This window comes from Streptomyces sp. CA-106110 (assembly GCF_050936285.1).
GTDB lineage: Bacteria > Actinomycetota > Actinomycetes > Streptomycetales > Streptomycetaceae > Streptomyces.
Map to the genome: position 1 here is coordinate 1,100,860 of NZ_JBNJNB010000001.1, position 14,026 is coordinate 1,114,885.

Genomic DNA, 14,026 nt, shown 5'->3' on the forward strand with positions numbered 1-14,026 from the left:
GGTGGCGGAAGGCGCCCAGAGCCAGGTCCGACGTCTCCCCCGCCGTACCACTTCTTGAACGCACGAGCGCACGGAATGACCACCTTTGTGACCAGGAGTTGAAAGATTCCTCTGTCCGGGGGCTTCCCACTGCGGCGACTCATCAGTTAAATCAAGACGTGAACTAAGTGTATTCACAAGCTACTTCACCTTCCACGCCGATCTGGGCAGCGCAGGAGGCCGCTCCCCGGGGCCGTCTGTGCACAGGGCAGGGCACGTATCCGCCCCCCGGCTCGTCGTGGCACCCCCACCCTTCGGACCCGCAGGAACCCACATGAGACTGAGATCTTTGGGTGTCGCGCTGGCCGCCGCCGCAGCGCTGATAACCCTGCCGTCCACCCATACGTCCGCCGCCGCGGCCGAAACGCCTCTGTCCCAGGGCAGGACGGCCACCTCGTCGTCCGACGAGAACGCCGGGACCCCGGCGGCGAACGCCGTGGACGGCGATACCGGCACCCGCTGGTCGTCGGCCGCCAGTGACACACAATGGCTCCAGGTCGACCTCGGCTCCACGGCCTCGATCACCAAGGTCGTCCTCAACTGGGAGACCGCCTACGGCAAGGACTACAAGGTCCAGGCCTCCCAGGACGGCAGCAACTGGACCGACCTGAAGTCCGTCACCGGCGGTGACGGCGGACTCGACTCCCTCTACGTCTCCGGCCAAGGCCGCTACGTCAGGATGTACGGCATCCACCGAGCCACCCAATGGGGTTACTCGCTCTGGGAGTTCCAGGTCTTCGGCACCGCCGGGGGCACCGCGCCCTCGTGCGACCCGGCCAATGCCGCCAAGGGCAAGCAGGCCTCGGCCTCCTCCACGGAGAACGCGGGCACCCCCGCCTCCGCCGCCTTCGACGGCGACACCGGCACCCGCTGGTCCAGCCAGGCCTCCGACCCGCAGTGGGTCCAGGTCGACCTGGGCTCGGTCCAGAGCGTCTCTGACTGGCTTAGCGAGCCTGAGCGTTGCTCAGCCCTGGGAGCCAATCGCCTTCGTGCCCTGGTACTGAACGACAGGAGCCGCCAGCCCGCGTGGCACGTCCCTGCGGACGCTGGTCGACCGGGCCGCAAGACCCGACCGAGGAGGGTGCCCGACGTCGCCTGGGCGCCGGGCGTGCGCGTAGCGCTCTGCCACACGTTCACTACGCTTCGCCAATCCAACTGGTGAGCCTGTGCAAGGTGGATCTGACCTGGGAGGCCGCCTATGCCAAGGAGTTCCAGATCCAGGCCTCCACGGACGGCCAGAACTGGACCACTCTCAAGAGCGTCACGGGCGCGACCGGCGGCACCGCGTCCTACGACGTGAGCGGCTCGGGCCGCTACCTCCGTGTCTACGGGACGGTCCGTGGGACGGGCTACGGCTACTCACTGTGGGAGGTCGCGGTCCACACCGGCTCTTCCGGCACTCCCCCCGTGCAGGGCGGCGGCGACCTCGGTCCCAACGTCATCGTCGTGGACCCCGCGATGCCCAACCTCCAGCAGAAGTTCGACCAGGTCTTCGCCCAGCAGGAGTCCAGCCAGTTCGGTACCGGCCGCTACCAGTTCCTGCTGAAGCCGGGCACCTACAACGGCATCAACGCGCAACTCGGCTTCTACACCTCGATCTCCGGACTGGGCCTCAACCCCGACGACACCCAGATCAACGGTGACATCACCGTCGACGCGGGCTGGTTCAACGGCAACGCGACGCAGAACTTCTGGCGTTCGGCGGAGAACCTCGCCATCAGGCCCTCCAACGGGACCGACCGCTGGGCCGTCGCCCAGGCCGCCCCGTTCCGCCGGATACATGTCCAGGGCGGCCTCAACCTGGCCCCCAATGGCTACGGTTGGGCCTCCGGCGGGTACATCGCCGACTCGAAGATCGACGGCACGGTCGGACCCTACTCCCAGCAGCAGTGGTACACCCGTGACAGTTCGGTCGGCGGCTGGACCAACGGTGTGTGGAACATGACGTTCACGGGTGTCCAGGGCGCCCCGGCGACCAACTTCGACTCCGGCCCGTACACCACGCTGGACACCACGCCTGTCTCCCGCGAGAAGCCGTTCCTCTACCTGGACGGCAGCACCTACAAGGTCTTCGTCCCCGCCGAGCGCACCAACGCGCGGGGCGTGTCCTGGCCCGCGAACGCGGGCACTTCGCTTCCGCTCGACCAGTTCTACGTGGTCAAGCCGGGAGCGAGCGCCGCGACGATCAACGCCGCGCTCGCCCAGGGGCTCAACCTGCTGTTCACCCCGGGCGTCTACCACCTCGACCAGACCATCGACGTCACCCGGGCCGACACCGTGGTGCTCGGGCTCGGCCTGGCCACGCTCGTCCCCGACAACGGGATCGACGCGATGCACGTGGCCGATGTCGACGGGGTCAAGCTCGCCGGATTCCTGATCGACGCGGGCCCCGTCAACTCCGACACCCTGCTGCAGATCGGCACGCCCGGTTCCTCCGCCGACCACTCGGCCGACCCCACGACGATGCAGGACGTGTTCGTCCGGATCGGCGGCGCGGGCCCCGGTCTGGCCACCAACTCGGTCGTGGTCAACAGCAACAACGTCATCATCGACCACACCTGGCTCTGGCGCGCCGACCACGGCAGCGGAGTCGGCTGGGACACCAACCGCGCCGACTTCGGCCTGCGCGTCAATGGCAACGACGTACTGGCGACGGGCCTGTTCGTGGAGCACTTCAACAAGTACGACGTCTACTGGAGCGGAGAGCGCGGCCGGACGATCTTCTTCCAGAACGAGAAGGCCTACGACGCCCCGAACGCCGCCGCCATCACCCACGATGGCATCGTCGGATACGCGGCCTACAAGGTCGCCGACACGGTGAACGTCCATGAGGCATGGGGCCTCGGCAGCTACTGCAACTTCACGGCCGACCCGACGATCGTCCAGGCCCACGGCTTCCAGGTGCCCGTCAAAGCGGGCATCGAGATGCACGATCTCCTGGTCATCTCCCTCGGTGGCAAGGGCCAGTACGCCCACGTGATCAATGACACCGGCTCCCCCACCTCGGGAACGGACACCGTGCCCTCCAAGGTCACCCAGTTCCCCTGACGCAAGGTGCCGGCTCGGGACACCAGGTGTCCCGAGCCGGTACCAGGGGCTCCGGACCGGCCTGCCCGGACCGGAGCCGGTCCGTCACGCGGCACCGCGCCTCGCGCCCCAGCCGGGCCACGCGTTCGGCCGGGAGCGGCATCGCGCGAGTCGGCAGGTCCTGCCGGTCCGGCACAAACCCCCCTCATGCCGCGTGCTGGCCGCACAAGAACCTGCGTTCCGCCGATGCCGGGCGCCACGGTCCGCGGCCTGGACGGTCACGGCGCATCAGCGAGACGGTCTGGCCGCTTCCTCCTCCGTGACGGCGGATCCCGGATGGCAGTCGGCCACTGCCGCCCGGGCGCGCCGCAGGGCCGATGGCGGCGCCTCCGCCTCGATCGCCCGCAGGCAGGGGATGCAGTACTCCTCGCTGTCGCCCAGGCCGTCGGGCGTGGGTTTCGCCCGCTCCCCCATGAGCCGGCCGCACAGGGCGCTGCCATCGGGGTCGAGCACATGCCACAGCTGCCCGATCCCGGCCTCCGTCGCCACACATTCGGCGCGCATCTCGTACATCTGCCACCTCCCACACGAGCGGGGTTGCGGTCAAGGCCATGAGACGGGAATGCGTCCGTATCGGCTACTCACACCGGCCAAGCGGGTGAGTGCAGCACTCTCTGTGATGGGCGTCCTTCCTTGGCCGCAAGCCCTCCTCCGTTCCGGTGCCACCAGGAGGCGGGCAGCCGGGTCGGGACGTGGTCAGTGGGTGCTCTCACGCCGGGGCCGGATCGGAGCGGACCGGCTCGAGGCAGCGGTGCCGCGTGCCGCGACTCGGGCGGGGCCGTCGGGCAGGGTGAAGGCGAAGACCGAGGTGACGGCGGCGATCGCGGCCAGGGCCAGGTAGGCGTGCTGGTAGGCGGCGATGGGAGGGTCGGCGGCTGCCGCTGCCGGGGTGCTCAGTACCAGTGCGGTGGTCACCGCGGCGGGTGCGAGGGCGCCTCCGGTCTGGCGTACGACGGTGTTCAGCGTGGAGGCCTGGGCCAGGTCCTGCCGGGCGATGGTCGCCAGTGAGGCCACCATCGTGGGCATGAAGACCCCGCCCATGGCGACGCCGAGCAGGAACATATAGCCGCGGAAGGTCCACAGGCCGGTGTGCTCGTCGCAGCCGGCGAAGAGCAGCAGGACCACGCTGACGCCGGCCAGACCGCAGCCGACGATGACCCGCGGCCCGATCCTGGCGTAGAGCACACCGGCGATCTGAACGGTGAGCAGCACACCGAAGGCTTCGGGGAAGGTGCTGGAGCCGGACTCCAGGGCGGTGCGGCCCTGTCCTTGCTGCAGGAACAGCGGGCCCAGGTACATGGCGCCCAGGATCGGCACCAGGCCCACCAGGTTGATCAGGTTGGTGTCCCGGAAGAGCCGGTCCGCGAAGAGACGGAGCCTCAGCAGGGGTTCGGAGGTGCGCAGTTCGTAGGTGATGGCGGCGGCCAGCAGGAATCCGCCGAGCACCAGGGAGGTCAGCACGGTCGGTGAGGTCCAGCCGCGGTTGGGGCCGTCACAGATGCCGAACATGAGGGCGCCGAGGGAGGCGGCGCTCAGCAGCAGCCCGGTCAGGTCGAACCGGCCGGGCCGGTGGCCACGGTGCCGTTCCAGGAACAGCGCCCCGAACAGCATCGCCGGCAGGCCCACCGGCAGATTGACGTAGAAGACCCAGCGCCAGGACAGGTGATCCACCAGCAGCCCCCCGAGGACGGGGGCGGCGGCCGGCGCCATCTGCTGCGGGATGATCATGTACCGGGAGATTCGCACCTGCTCAGCGGAGTTGAAGGTGGCGAACAGCAGTGCGGCCGAGGCTGGGAAGAGCACTCCCGCGGAGAGTCCCTGGACCGCGCGGAACGCGAGGAGCCGGCCGAGATCGGGGGCTGCGCCGCACAGCAGTGAGGAAACGAGGAAGGCGGCGAGCGCGATGAGCAGGACGCGTTTGGCACCGAACCGCTCGACCAGCCAGGCCGAGGCGGGTATGGCCATGGCCAGGCACACCGGGTAGACCACGACCACCCCGTCGAGGGCGGCCGTGGTCAGGCCGAACTGACGGGCGATCGAGGGAAGGGCCACGGTGGTGATCGCTCCGTCGACGATCGCGATGAACGTCACGCTGACGCACATCACAGGGACGACCAAGCGCTGGCTGAGGCGGAAAGCGGGGAGGGACGGCGCGGGAGGGCGTCGAGGCAGCAGCACATACTGAGGATACTCACTATGTCCTGCTCATAGAGTTCGACGTTGAAGGACGGAGCGGGGAGCGACATGGCAGTGCACGGCAGCAGCGACATCCTGGTGGACGAGCTCTACGAGACGACGCATCGACTGCGCCAGTTCGTCGAGATCCGGCTCCGGGCCAACGGAGCGTCGGTCGCCCGGCTGCGCGCCCTGCGGATGCTCGCCCGGGCGGAACAGCCCCTGAGGATGCGGGACCTGAGCGAGATGACCGGCGTGGCGGCTCGGACCACGACCAGCATCGTGGACAGCCTGGAACGCGACGGTCTGGTCGAGCGTGTACGCCATCCGAGCGATCGCCGGGCATTCCTGCTGCGCCTCACCGACGAAGGCCGGCGCCGCCACCGCGAGGCGGAGGAGGTGGACCGCCTCGCACTCGCCGAGGCGACCGCCGCCTTGGGCCCGGAGGACCGCGCCACGTTGGGGGCGTTGCTCTCCCGCATCCGCGATGCGACCACCTGACGCCGCGCGCCTCGCCTGCACGGTCCGTGCGCGCCCACGGCGCCGCGGAGGCCCGGATGCTGTCCCCCAGCGACGTAGCGGACCAAGGCCCCGTACGAGCTTCGCCCCGTCACGCTCCGCTGGTGGAGGCCGCGTCGCGATATCCCCGCGGAATCGTCCGCGCTCTGTAACGGACGCATCCCGCGGCCGGCCCGCTCCGTCCTGACGGGTGCATAAGCACCGGAACGACGGCAAGGGGCGGGGCGGACATGGGGCGTGGTGGACGAGGTTGGTACGGCCGGGTGCTCGCGGCGGCCGTCGGAGTGACGGCGGCGGCAGCCGCCACCTCGGTATGGACAGCACAGGCCGGGCCCATCGAGGGGCGGCACGCACCTGGGGGCGTCGCGCAGTCCCCTTCGGCGGCCGCCCCGGACCCCGCGCTGGCAGCGGTGTCGGCGGACATCGTCCATGCCTCGGACCGCGGCGCCCGGGGCGTCAACATCACGATCGACGACGGTCCGGACCCCGTCTGGACGCCGCAGGTACTCCAGGTGCTGCGGGAGAACGGCGTGCGGGCCACCTTCTGCATGGTGGGCACCCAGGCCCGGGCCCACCCGGATCTGGTCAGGTCGGTGGTGGCGGCCGGGCACCGGCTGTGCGACCACACGGTGTCGCACGACACCGCCATGGACACCAAGTCCCAGACCTACCAGTCGCAGCAGATCCTCGACGCCGAACGCATGATCACCCAGGCGTCCGGGGGCGTGCGGCCGCTCTACTACCGGGCCCCTGGCGGTGCCTTCACCCCGTTCAGCCGCGGGCTCGCCGCCTCCCACGGCATGCGGCCGCTCGGCTGGAACGTCGACTCGAAGGACTTCGAGCGTCCCGGCACGGACACCATCGTCGCCACCGTCAGGAACGAGGTCCGCAACGGCCCGACCATCCTGTTCCACGACGCGGGCGGGGACCGCTCGCAGACCGTTGCCGCCCTGCGCCAGGTCCTGCCGTGGCTGAGGCAGCAGGGGTACTCCTTCGGTTTTCCGGTGCGCTGAGCACGGCTCGTCGGGACCTGTTCCAAGAGTCCGCCGGCCGGACCGGGGTCCGAGGGCTACTGTGCGGGCAGGGATTCGCGCATCGCCCGGGCCGTGCCGGCCGGGTCGTAGCCGTCCGGAACGCCCGGGACCAGGATGATGTCGCCCTCGATGTGCCGTGAGCGCAGCGGCGCGATCTCCTGGTACTGCGGTGAGTCCCACCAGGCCCGCGCTTCGTCGATCCCGGGGAAGGCGATCACGACGACGTGTCCGGGCCAGTTGCCCTCCTTCACCTCGTGTCGCGCGGCGTGGACGAGGAAACGGCCGCCGTACGGCTCGAAGGTGGCGGTGATGCGCTCGATGTACTCGGCGATCTCCGGATGCGGGGCGGCCTCTTGCAGGTGGGCGATGGCATAGGCGGGCATGGCGTCCTCCCGGTCGGTCGGCTCCGTACGCCGTCGATCGTGGCATGCGGAGGGCGCAGGCTCACCAGTTGGATGAGCGAAGCGTAGTGAACCTGTGGCAGAGTGCTAGGCGCACGCCCGGCGCCCAGGCGACGTCGGGCACCCTCCTCGGTCGGGTCTTGCGGTCCGGTCGACCAGCGTCCGGAGGGACGTGCCACGCGGGCTGGCGGCTCCTGTCGTTCAGTACCAGGGCACGAAGGCGATTGACTCCCAAGGCTGAGCAACGCTCAGGCTGGCTAAGTCAGTTAGAGACGCTCGATTACCTCGCAAGTAAGCCGGGCCGAGTGGTCGGTCGCAGGGTGGCGGCCGCCCCGGCACGGCGCACGCGGGGTGTGCGCGGCGGCGGGTGGTTGCCGAGGTCAGAGCCCCGGCGTCACTTCGCTGGTGACGGGGTGCCGGTGACAGTGCGGCGCAGTCCGCGGAGGATCTTCGCCTCCGTGCTGAGGTAGCCGCTGTCGTAGTCGAAACGCGGGGCGTCCGCGAAGGTGAGGTAGAGCCATTTGAAGTTCTCGGCGAAGACGTACGCGGGACAGTAGTCGCCCTTGGTCATGGGGCGCTTCGTCACATCGGTCACGATGGTGTAGCCGCCCGGGACTCTGTGGTAGGCCTTGAGGTTCGTGAAGTAGCGCCAGGCGGTGGTCCGGTAGAACGGGTCGCCGGTCCGCCAGTAGAGATCGAAGGCGCAGTTCGCGTACTCAGGGCGCAGCGCGTTGTCGGGCACCCGGACGGTGAGACGGGTGTAGTCGATCTCCTCCGGGATCACGATGTACTTGTCCTGGACGGCGGTCCAGGACAAGTAGTAGTCCGCGGCCAGTTGATCGTCGCCGCCCGCGGAGGGGATGCAGACGGCCAGGCTGGACTGCAGGCGGCTCAGCGTGGCCGCGGTGAGGTGGTCGACCTGCTTGAACCAGAGCAGGCCGCCCACTCGCTCCGCGAGGTGCTTCTTGAGGGAGGCGTCGAACTTGCGGAACCAGCGCAGGCAGTCGCGGTCGCCGAACATGGCCCAACCGCCCCACAGGTACTCGTAGAAGGAGTCCACGGGCGGATTGGGGGCGACGTCCCGCCCGTCGACCCACCGGCCGCTCTCCACGTTCATGCTGGTGCCCATCAGATCGATGGACGAGCGGCGCTCCACCGCCGCCGCGAGAGAACGCTTGGCGGCCAGGTAGTACCGGGGGTCGCCGGTGAGCTGCGACAGGACCCCCAGTTCCAGGATGTTCGTGCCGATCTCCGCCAGTGGCACCGTGGCACCCGACGCCGCGCCGGTGCGCAGATTGACCCTCCGATAGGGCATCCCGGTGGGGGACTTGGTGAAGGCGGGCAGCAGTCGGTTCGCCAAGTCCACGCACCGGGCGAGCAACTCCTTGTCGTCGGTGGCGAGATGACCGGCCAGCAGGCCGCCCACGAGGCGGATGATCGATTCGAAGACGAGGAAGTCGGCGTCCAGGTCGAAGTCCAGATGCGATCGGATCCAGCGCACGCTGCGGTCGACCTCGTCGTCCAGGCCCATGACGTAGTGGGTGTCGAGGGCTTCGACGATGGACAGGCCCACGGGATGCCGCCTGGAGAAGAACTCACGGTATCCGCCCGAGACCGGCAGCACCTCGTCATGGCCCCACGCGTACGTCTGGTAGCCGTTCCAGGCGTGCAGGAACTCGGCCCGGATCGCCTGTGCCTTCTGCCGGTCCGCAGGCCCCGTCTTCGAGAGCGGCGACATGCTCGGCTCTGCTCCGGTGACCTTGGACGAGGGTGCGGTCGCTCGCGGCACCGTACTCAGCGCCCCCACGACGGCGGTCCCCGCGAGCGCCGACACGGCGCTCAGGAAACCGCGGCGCAAGGGGTCGTGCACACGAGGCCTCCCGAGGCGCGTCATGGTACGGAACCTTCCGGCCGTAGCGGATCACAGAGCGCCACATTGTGCACGGTTTGTCACTGTTTGTCGCGACAGCCACGCCGTATCACGCCTCGGCGACCCGCCACCGGGTGAATCTGCTCGTGTCGTACGGCAATGTTCGCCGTCGGCGGCGTACGGCCGCCCGGGCGAGCCGTCCCCTGGCGGTGAGGCGCCGCGGGTGCCGCCCTCTCGCGGCTCTGTCCGGCCCGCGGACCAGCGCCCTTCCGCCCCGGCTGAGGGTTCGCGACAGCGGGCGCCCCGGACCTCGTCGTGTTTGAGACCGTGGATTGTGTCAACGGGCACTGTATGGCCCAGTCGAAAATAGAGACAGAACGCAAGTACACGGCACCTGCTGTGGACGACGTCTCGTGGCTGCCCGATCTCATCGGTGTGGATCGTGTCGAGTCGCTGGTCGACCGCGGGATCCAGGAGCTGGACGCCGTCTACTACGACACCGCCGATCTCCGGCTCAACCGCAGCTCGGCGACCCTACGGCGCAGGACGGGCGGCACGGACGCCGGCTGGCATCTCAAGCTGCCCCTGGTCGACGACAGCCGGGGGGAGATCCATGTCCCGTTGGCCGAGGAGATACCGGAGGAGCTGTGTGAGCTGACCCTTTCCCGGACGCACGGCGTGCCGCTTCGGCCCGTGGTGCGCCTGCGCACCACCCGTTCCGTGCGCGACGTGGTCGACGCCGACGGCGGTGCGCTCGTTGAGCTGAGTCTGGACACGGTCCGTGCCGACTCACTGCTGCATGAGGGCGGCCACACCGAATGGACCGAGCTGGAGGTGGAGCTCGCCGAGGGCGCCGACCCCGCACTGCTGAATCGCATCGACAAGGTGCTGGGCAAGAAGGGCGTCGCTCGCGACCGGAGTCCGTCCAAGCTCGCCCACGCCCTGGCGGAGACGGGCACCGCACGAGGGCGGCGACCGAGAGCCGCAAGGAGCCGCCGCTCCCGGTTCTGCCGGTGCGTACCTGTCCGGCTATCTGGCCGACGAGGTGCAGGCTCTGGTGGACCTGGATCCTGCGGTCCGCCGCAGCACCCCCGACGCGGTGCACCAGATGCGCGTCACCTGCCGCCACCTGCGCGGAACCCTGCGCGCCTACCGTGCCGTCCTCGATCGCGAGGTCACCGAACCCATCCGCGCGGAACTGAAGTGGCTGGCCGGAGAGCTCGGGGCGGAGCGTGACCACGAAGTGCTGAACGACCGCCTGAGCACAGGTGTGCGGGAGCTGCCCGGCGAACTGCTCCTCGGCCCCGTCGCCGCGCGCCTGAGGGCATGGGACGTCGCGCAGCGGGCCGCGGGCCGCCGACGCACCCTGGACGCACTCAACTCGCCCCGCTACACGACGCTGCTGGACCGCCTCGGCGAGCTGAGCGCACGGCCGCCACTGCGCGCCAAAGCCGCAGGCAAGCCCGAGAAGGTCATGGTCAAAGTGCTCGGGAAGGAGTACGGCAGGCTGCAGCGGCGCATGGTCCTCGCTCTGGAACTGCCGTCGGGGCCGGACCGCGACACCGCCATCCACCAGGCCCGCAAGGCGGCCAAGCGGCTGCGTTACGCCGCTCAGGCCGCCCGCCCGGCCCTGGGAAAGCCCGCCCGGCGTATCGCCAAGCGCATCAAGGCGGTACAGCAGGTGAGTGGTGATCACCACGACAGCGTGGTGGCGCGCGGTGTGCTCCGGCGTCTGGCCGTCGCAGCGCATGTGGCGGGCGAGCCCGGCTTCACCTGGGGTCTGCTCCACGGTCAGGAACGGGCCGCGTCGCGCTCCAAGGAGAAGGAGCTCCCACTGGTGTGGCGACAGGCCTCCGACCGTCGTCTGCGCAAGGCACTCAGGTGACCCCGCGCCGCCCCCGGAAGGCCTCACGCGCTCTGCTGCCCTGACGCAGTGAGCGGCAGCAAGCGGGCCCCGTGTCAGGGGCCCGCTTGCCGGACTGCACGGTCCTGCCCGTGGACCGATGGCATGGAGGGAGGACACAACGGGCAAGGATCATCTATGGCAAATCTGGGCCTTCCGGACATATCCTCCAGGGCCTACGGCCGCGACACCCTCGTCCAGGCGGGGAGCGAGGAGCAACCCGGCGCGAGGATCGACGGCGTCGCCGCCAAGCGCGCGCTGCCGGGCAAGGCGCGTCGCGGCACCTTCGTGGTCCAAGACGTGGCCGAGCTGCTGGAGGAGTCGCCGTGATCACTCATCCCGCCTACGAGGTCGAACCCTGGTGCGTGCGCGAGACCGGGCTCCACTGGGACGTACTGGCTCAGAGCGAATCGGTGTTCGCGCTGTCCAACGGCCACATCGGATGGCGCGGCAACCTCGAGGAGGGTGAGCCGAGCGGGCTGCCGGGCTGCTACCTCAACGGCGTCCACGAAGTGCATCCCCTGCCCTACGCCGAGGCCGGATACGGCTACCCGGAATCCGGCCAGACGGTCATCAACGTCACCAACGGCAAGCTCATCCGGCTCCTGGTCGACGACGAGCAGGTCGACCTGCGCTACGGACAGCTCCGTGCGCACGAACGGGTGCTTGATCTACGGGCCGGGGTGCTGCACCGCACGTGCGAGTGGGTCTCCCCGGTGGGCAAGACCGTCCGTGTGCGCTCCTCGCGCCTGGTCTCCTTCACCCATCGGGCCGCCGCCGCGATCGCCTATGAGGTGGAGCCGCTGGACGAGGAGGTGCGGCTGGTCATCCAGTCCGAACTCGTCGCCAACGAGCCCTTGCCGCAGGCCAGCGCGGATCCGCGGGTCTCCGCCGTCCTGGAGTCCCCGCTGCGCGCCGAGGAGCACTACTCCGAGGGGGACCGGCTGCGCCTGATCCACCGCACCGAGCGCAGCGGTCTGCGCATCGCGGTCGCCGCCGGCCATGTCGTGCAGGGCCCGGAGTCCACCCAGACCCTCAGTGAGAGTTCCGACGACGTCGCCAGATTCACCGTCATCACCGACCTCAAACCCGGGGAGACGCTGAGACTGGAGAAGTTCGTCTGCTACGGCTGGTCCGCGCTGCGCTCGCTGACAGCTCTGAGGGACCAGGCGGAGGCCGCGCTGGCCGGTGCGAACAGCACCGGCTGGCAGGGCCTGGTGGATCAGCAGCGCGCCTACCTGGACGATTTCTGGGACCACGCCGATGTGGAGGTCGAAGGCGACGCGGAGATCCAGCAGGCCGTCCGCTTCGCGCTCTTCCACGTCCTGCAGGCCGCGGCCCGGGCCGAGCACCGCGCCATCCCCGCCAAGGGACTGACCGGCTCGGGATACGACGGGCACTGTTTCTGGGACACCGAGACGTTCGTCCTGCCGGTGCTCACCTTCATCCACCCGCGCAGCGTCGCCGCGGCACTGCACTGGCGCCAGGACACGCTGCCGGCAGCACGTGACCGGGCCGCGCAACTGGGCCTGAAGGGCGCCGCGTTCCCCTGGCGCACCATCGACGGAGCGGAATGCTCGAGCTACTGGCCTGCCGGAACAGCGGCATTCCACATCAACGCCGACATCGCCCACGCCGTCCTGCGCTATGCCGCGGTCTCCGGCGACAAGAACTTCGAGCGCGACACAGGCGTGGAGCTGCTGGTGGAGACCGCCCGGCTGTGGCATTCCCTCGGCCACCACGACTCCAGGGGCACCTTCCACATCGACGGCGTCACCGGCCCCGACGAGTACAGCGCGCTCTCGGACGACAACGTCTATACGAATCTGATGGCCCAGGCCAACCTGCGAGTCGCCGCCGCCGCCGCCGAACGCCACCCCGCGCAGGCCGCCGCGCTCGGCGTGGACGAGGAGGAGACCGACGCGTGGCGGGCCGCCGCCAAAGCGATGGCCGTGCCCTACAACAGCGCGCTGGGCATTCATGAGCAGGCCGCGGGCTTCACCCGCCACCAGGTCTGGGACTTCTCCCGGACCGGGCCCGAGGACTACCCGCTGATGCTGCACTTCCCGTACGTCGAGCTGTACCGCAAGCAAGTGGTCAAGCAAGCGGACCTCGTGCTCGCGATGTACCTGCGCGGCGACGCCTTCGACGAGGGTCAAAAGGCGCGGAACTTCGCCTACTACGAACCGATCACGGTCCGCGACTCCTCGCTCTCGGCATGCGTACAGGCCGTCATCGCCGCCGAAGTCGGCCATCTGCGTCTGGCCTACGACTACCTGTGCGAGGCAGCGCTGATGGATCTGGACGATCTGGAGAAGAACACCCGCGACGGCCTGCACATCGCCTCACTGGCGGGCTCCTGGATCGCGCTGGTCGCCGGTTTCGGCGGCATGCGCCATACGTACGACACCCTCCACTTCGCTCCCCGGCTGCCGGACCGGCTCACCCGTCTCGCCTTCTCGGTGCACGCCCGCGGCAAGTGCCTACGCGTCGAGATCACCGAATCCGAGACCACGTACACCCTCGTGGAGGGCGACACCTTCAAGTTCACCCACTACCGCGAGCCGCTGACGGTGTCACGTGACGCTCCACTGGTCCGGCCCCTCAAGCCGCCGCCCCCCATGCCGAGCCCCGCCCAACCCCCAGGACGCCGCCCCGAGCGCCCCCACTGAGCGCACGGCGCGGAACGGGACCCGCGGAGAGGACACCACCCCGCGCCACAGCGCACAAAAGCGCTGGCTAAGAGATATCCCGTAATGCGGTTCGGTGCGTGCCTCACCACCTCCGGGGCTTTAGTTAGCTGATGTCGATCTTGAGGTTGTGAAGCGCCGCGACGCCGGCGACGGCGTGGTTGATGGCGTCGCCGCGGCGGCGGCATTGCCGCAGGATTTGATGGTCTTTGAGGCGTGCGATGGTGTGCTCGGCTACTGCTCGCCGTTTCCGGAACCGTTTGTAGGTCCGATCTTTGATGATGCGGCCGACCCTGTTGCCCATTCGG

9 protein-coding genes and 3 pseudogenes are annotated in these 14,026 nt (G+C 69.4%); 7 read left to right on the plus strand and 5 right to left on the minus strand.

Features of this window, described 5'->3' with window-relative positions:
- Positions 1–313: 313 nt before the first annotated feature.
- A pseudogene (locus ACQEXA_RS05225) lies at positions 314–973 on the plus strand (discoidin domain-containing protein); the annotation flags it as partial.
- Between the two features lie 230 nt (positions 974–1,203).
- Positions 1,204–3,087 (plus strand): annotated as a pseudogene (locus ACQEXA_RS05230) (discoidin domain-containing protein); the annotation flags it as partial.
- A 267-nt stretch (positions 3,088–3,354) separates the two neighbouring features.
- Here ACQEXA_RS05230 and ACQEXA_RS05235 read toward each other — a convergent pair.
- Both ACQEXA_RS05235 and ACQEXA_RS05240 read right to left on the minus strand, forming a co-directional pair.
- On the minus strand, positions 3,355–3,639 hold the full coding sequence (locus ACQEXA_RS05235; protein WP_360995249.1) for a hypothetical protein: 285 nt from the start codon (positions 3,637–3,639) through the stop codon (positions 3,355–3,357).
- 183 nt (positions 3,640–3,822) lie between these two features.
- The gene (locus ACQEXA_RS05240; RefSeq protein ID WP_432939894.1) at positions 3,823–5,244 is read right to left on the minus strand and encodes a DHA2 family efflux MFS transporter permease subunit; all 1,422 of its coding nucleotides are present in this window, start codon (positions 5,242–5,244) and stop codon (positions 3,823–3,825) included.
- A 126-nt stretch (positions 5,245–5,370) separates the two neighbouring features.
- On the opposite strand from ACQEXA_RS05240, the gene ACQEXA_RS05245 reads away from it, so the two are divergent.
- Positions 5,371–5,802 (plus strand): MarR family winged helix-turn-helix transcriptional regulator, encoded by a 432-nt coding sequence (locus ACQEXA_RS05245; protein WP_432936747.1) that lies wholly within the window; start codon positions 5,371–5,373, stop codon positions 5,800–5,802.
- Between the two features lie 248 nt (positions 5,803–6,050).
- Positions 6,051–6,833, plus strand: a complete 783-nt coding sequence (locus tag ACQEXA_RS05250) for a polysaccharide deacetylase family protein (RefSeq protein WP_432936744.1) — start codon at positions 6,051–6,053, stop codon at positions 6,831–6,833.
- A 56-nt stretch (positions 6,834–6,889) separates the two neighbouring features.
- On the opposite strand, the gene ACQEXA_RS05255 is transcribed toward ACQEXA_RS05250, so the two are convergent.
- A complete protein-coding gene (locus ACQEXA_RS05255; protein WP_432936741.1) occupies positions 6,890–7,237 on the minus strand; it encodes a DUF1330 domain-containing protein in 348 nt (115 codons plus the stop codon).
- Positions 7,238–7,649: 412 nt separating this feature from the next.
- Positions 7,650–9,125 carry a glycoside hydrolase family 47 protein gene (locus ACQEXA_RS05260; RefSeq protein WP_432936738.1) on the minus strand — a complete coding sequence of 492 codons (1,476 nt, stop codon included), beginning with the start codon at positions 9,123–9,125 and terminating at the stop codon, positions 7,650–7,652.
- A 351-nt stretch (positions 9,126–9,476) separates the two neighbouring features.
- Between ACQEXA_RS05260 and ACQEXA_RS05265 the strand changes: the two are divergent.
- The 3 genes and pseudogenes from ACQEXA_RS05265 (at position 9,477) to ACQEXA_RS05275 (ending at position 13,700) form a co-directional block, all read left to right on the plus strand.
- Positions 9,477–11,010, plus strand: a pseudogene (locus tag ACQEXA_RS05265) (CHAD domain-containing protein).
- 156 nt (positions 11,011–11,166) lie between these two features.
- Positions 11,167–11,358, plus strand: coding sequence for a hypothetical protein (locus ACQEXA_RS05270; RefSeq protein WP_432936736.1), 192 nt, complete (start codon positions 11,167–11,169; stop codon positions 11,356–11,358).
- Positions 11,355–13,700 carry a glycoside hydrolase family 65 protein gene (locus ACQEXA_RS05275; protein WP_432936733.1) on the plus strand — a complete coding sequence of 782 codons (2,346 nt, stop codon included), beginning with the start codon at positions 11,355–11,357 and terminating at the stop codon, positions 13,698–13,700. The genes ACQEXA_RS05270 and ACQEXA_RS05275 overlap by 4 nt, the downstream gene beginning before the upstream one ends.
- 124 nt (positions 13,701–13,824) lie before the next feature.
- On the opposite strand, the gene ACQEXA_RS05280 is transcribed toward ACQEXA_RS05275, so the two are convergent.
- Complete coding sequence (locus tag ACQEXA_RS05280) at positions 13,825–14,022, minus strand: hypothetical protein (RefSeq protein WP_432936731.1); 198 nt, start codon at positions 14,020–14,022, stop codon at positions 13,825–13,827.
- Positions 14,023–14,026: the final 4 nt, after the last annotated feature.

Bases quoted from the DNA above. Each gene is read 5' to 3' on its own strand.
- ACQEXA_RS05280 (WP_432936731.1), bottom strand. From the start codon at position 14,022: ATGGGCAACAGGGTCGGCCGCATCATCAAAGATCGGACCTACAAACGG.
- ACQEXA_RS05270 (WP_432936736.1), top strand. From the start codon at position 11,167: ATGGCAAATCTGGGCCTTCCGGACATATCCTCCAGGGCCTACGGCCGC.
- ACQEXA_RS05255 (WP_432936741.1), bottom strand. From the start codon at position 7,237: ATGCCCGCCTATGCCATCGCCCACCTGCAAGAGGCCGCCCCGCATCCG.
- ACQEXA_RS05235 (WP_360995249.1), bottom strand. From the start codon at position 3,639: ATGTACGAGATGCGCGCCGAATGTGTGGCGACGGAGGCCGGGATCGGG.
- ACQEXA_RS05250 (WP_432936744.1), top strand. From the start codon at position 6,051: ATGGGGCGTGGTGGACGAGGTTGGTACGGCCGGGTGCTCGCGGCGGCC.
- ACQEXA_RS05245 (WP_432936747.1), top strand. From the start codon at position 5,371: ATGGCAGTGCACGGCAGCAGCGACATCCTGGTGGACGAGCTCTACGAG.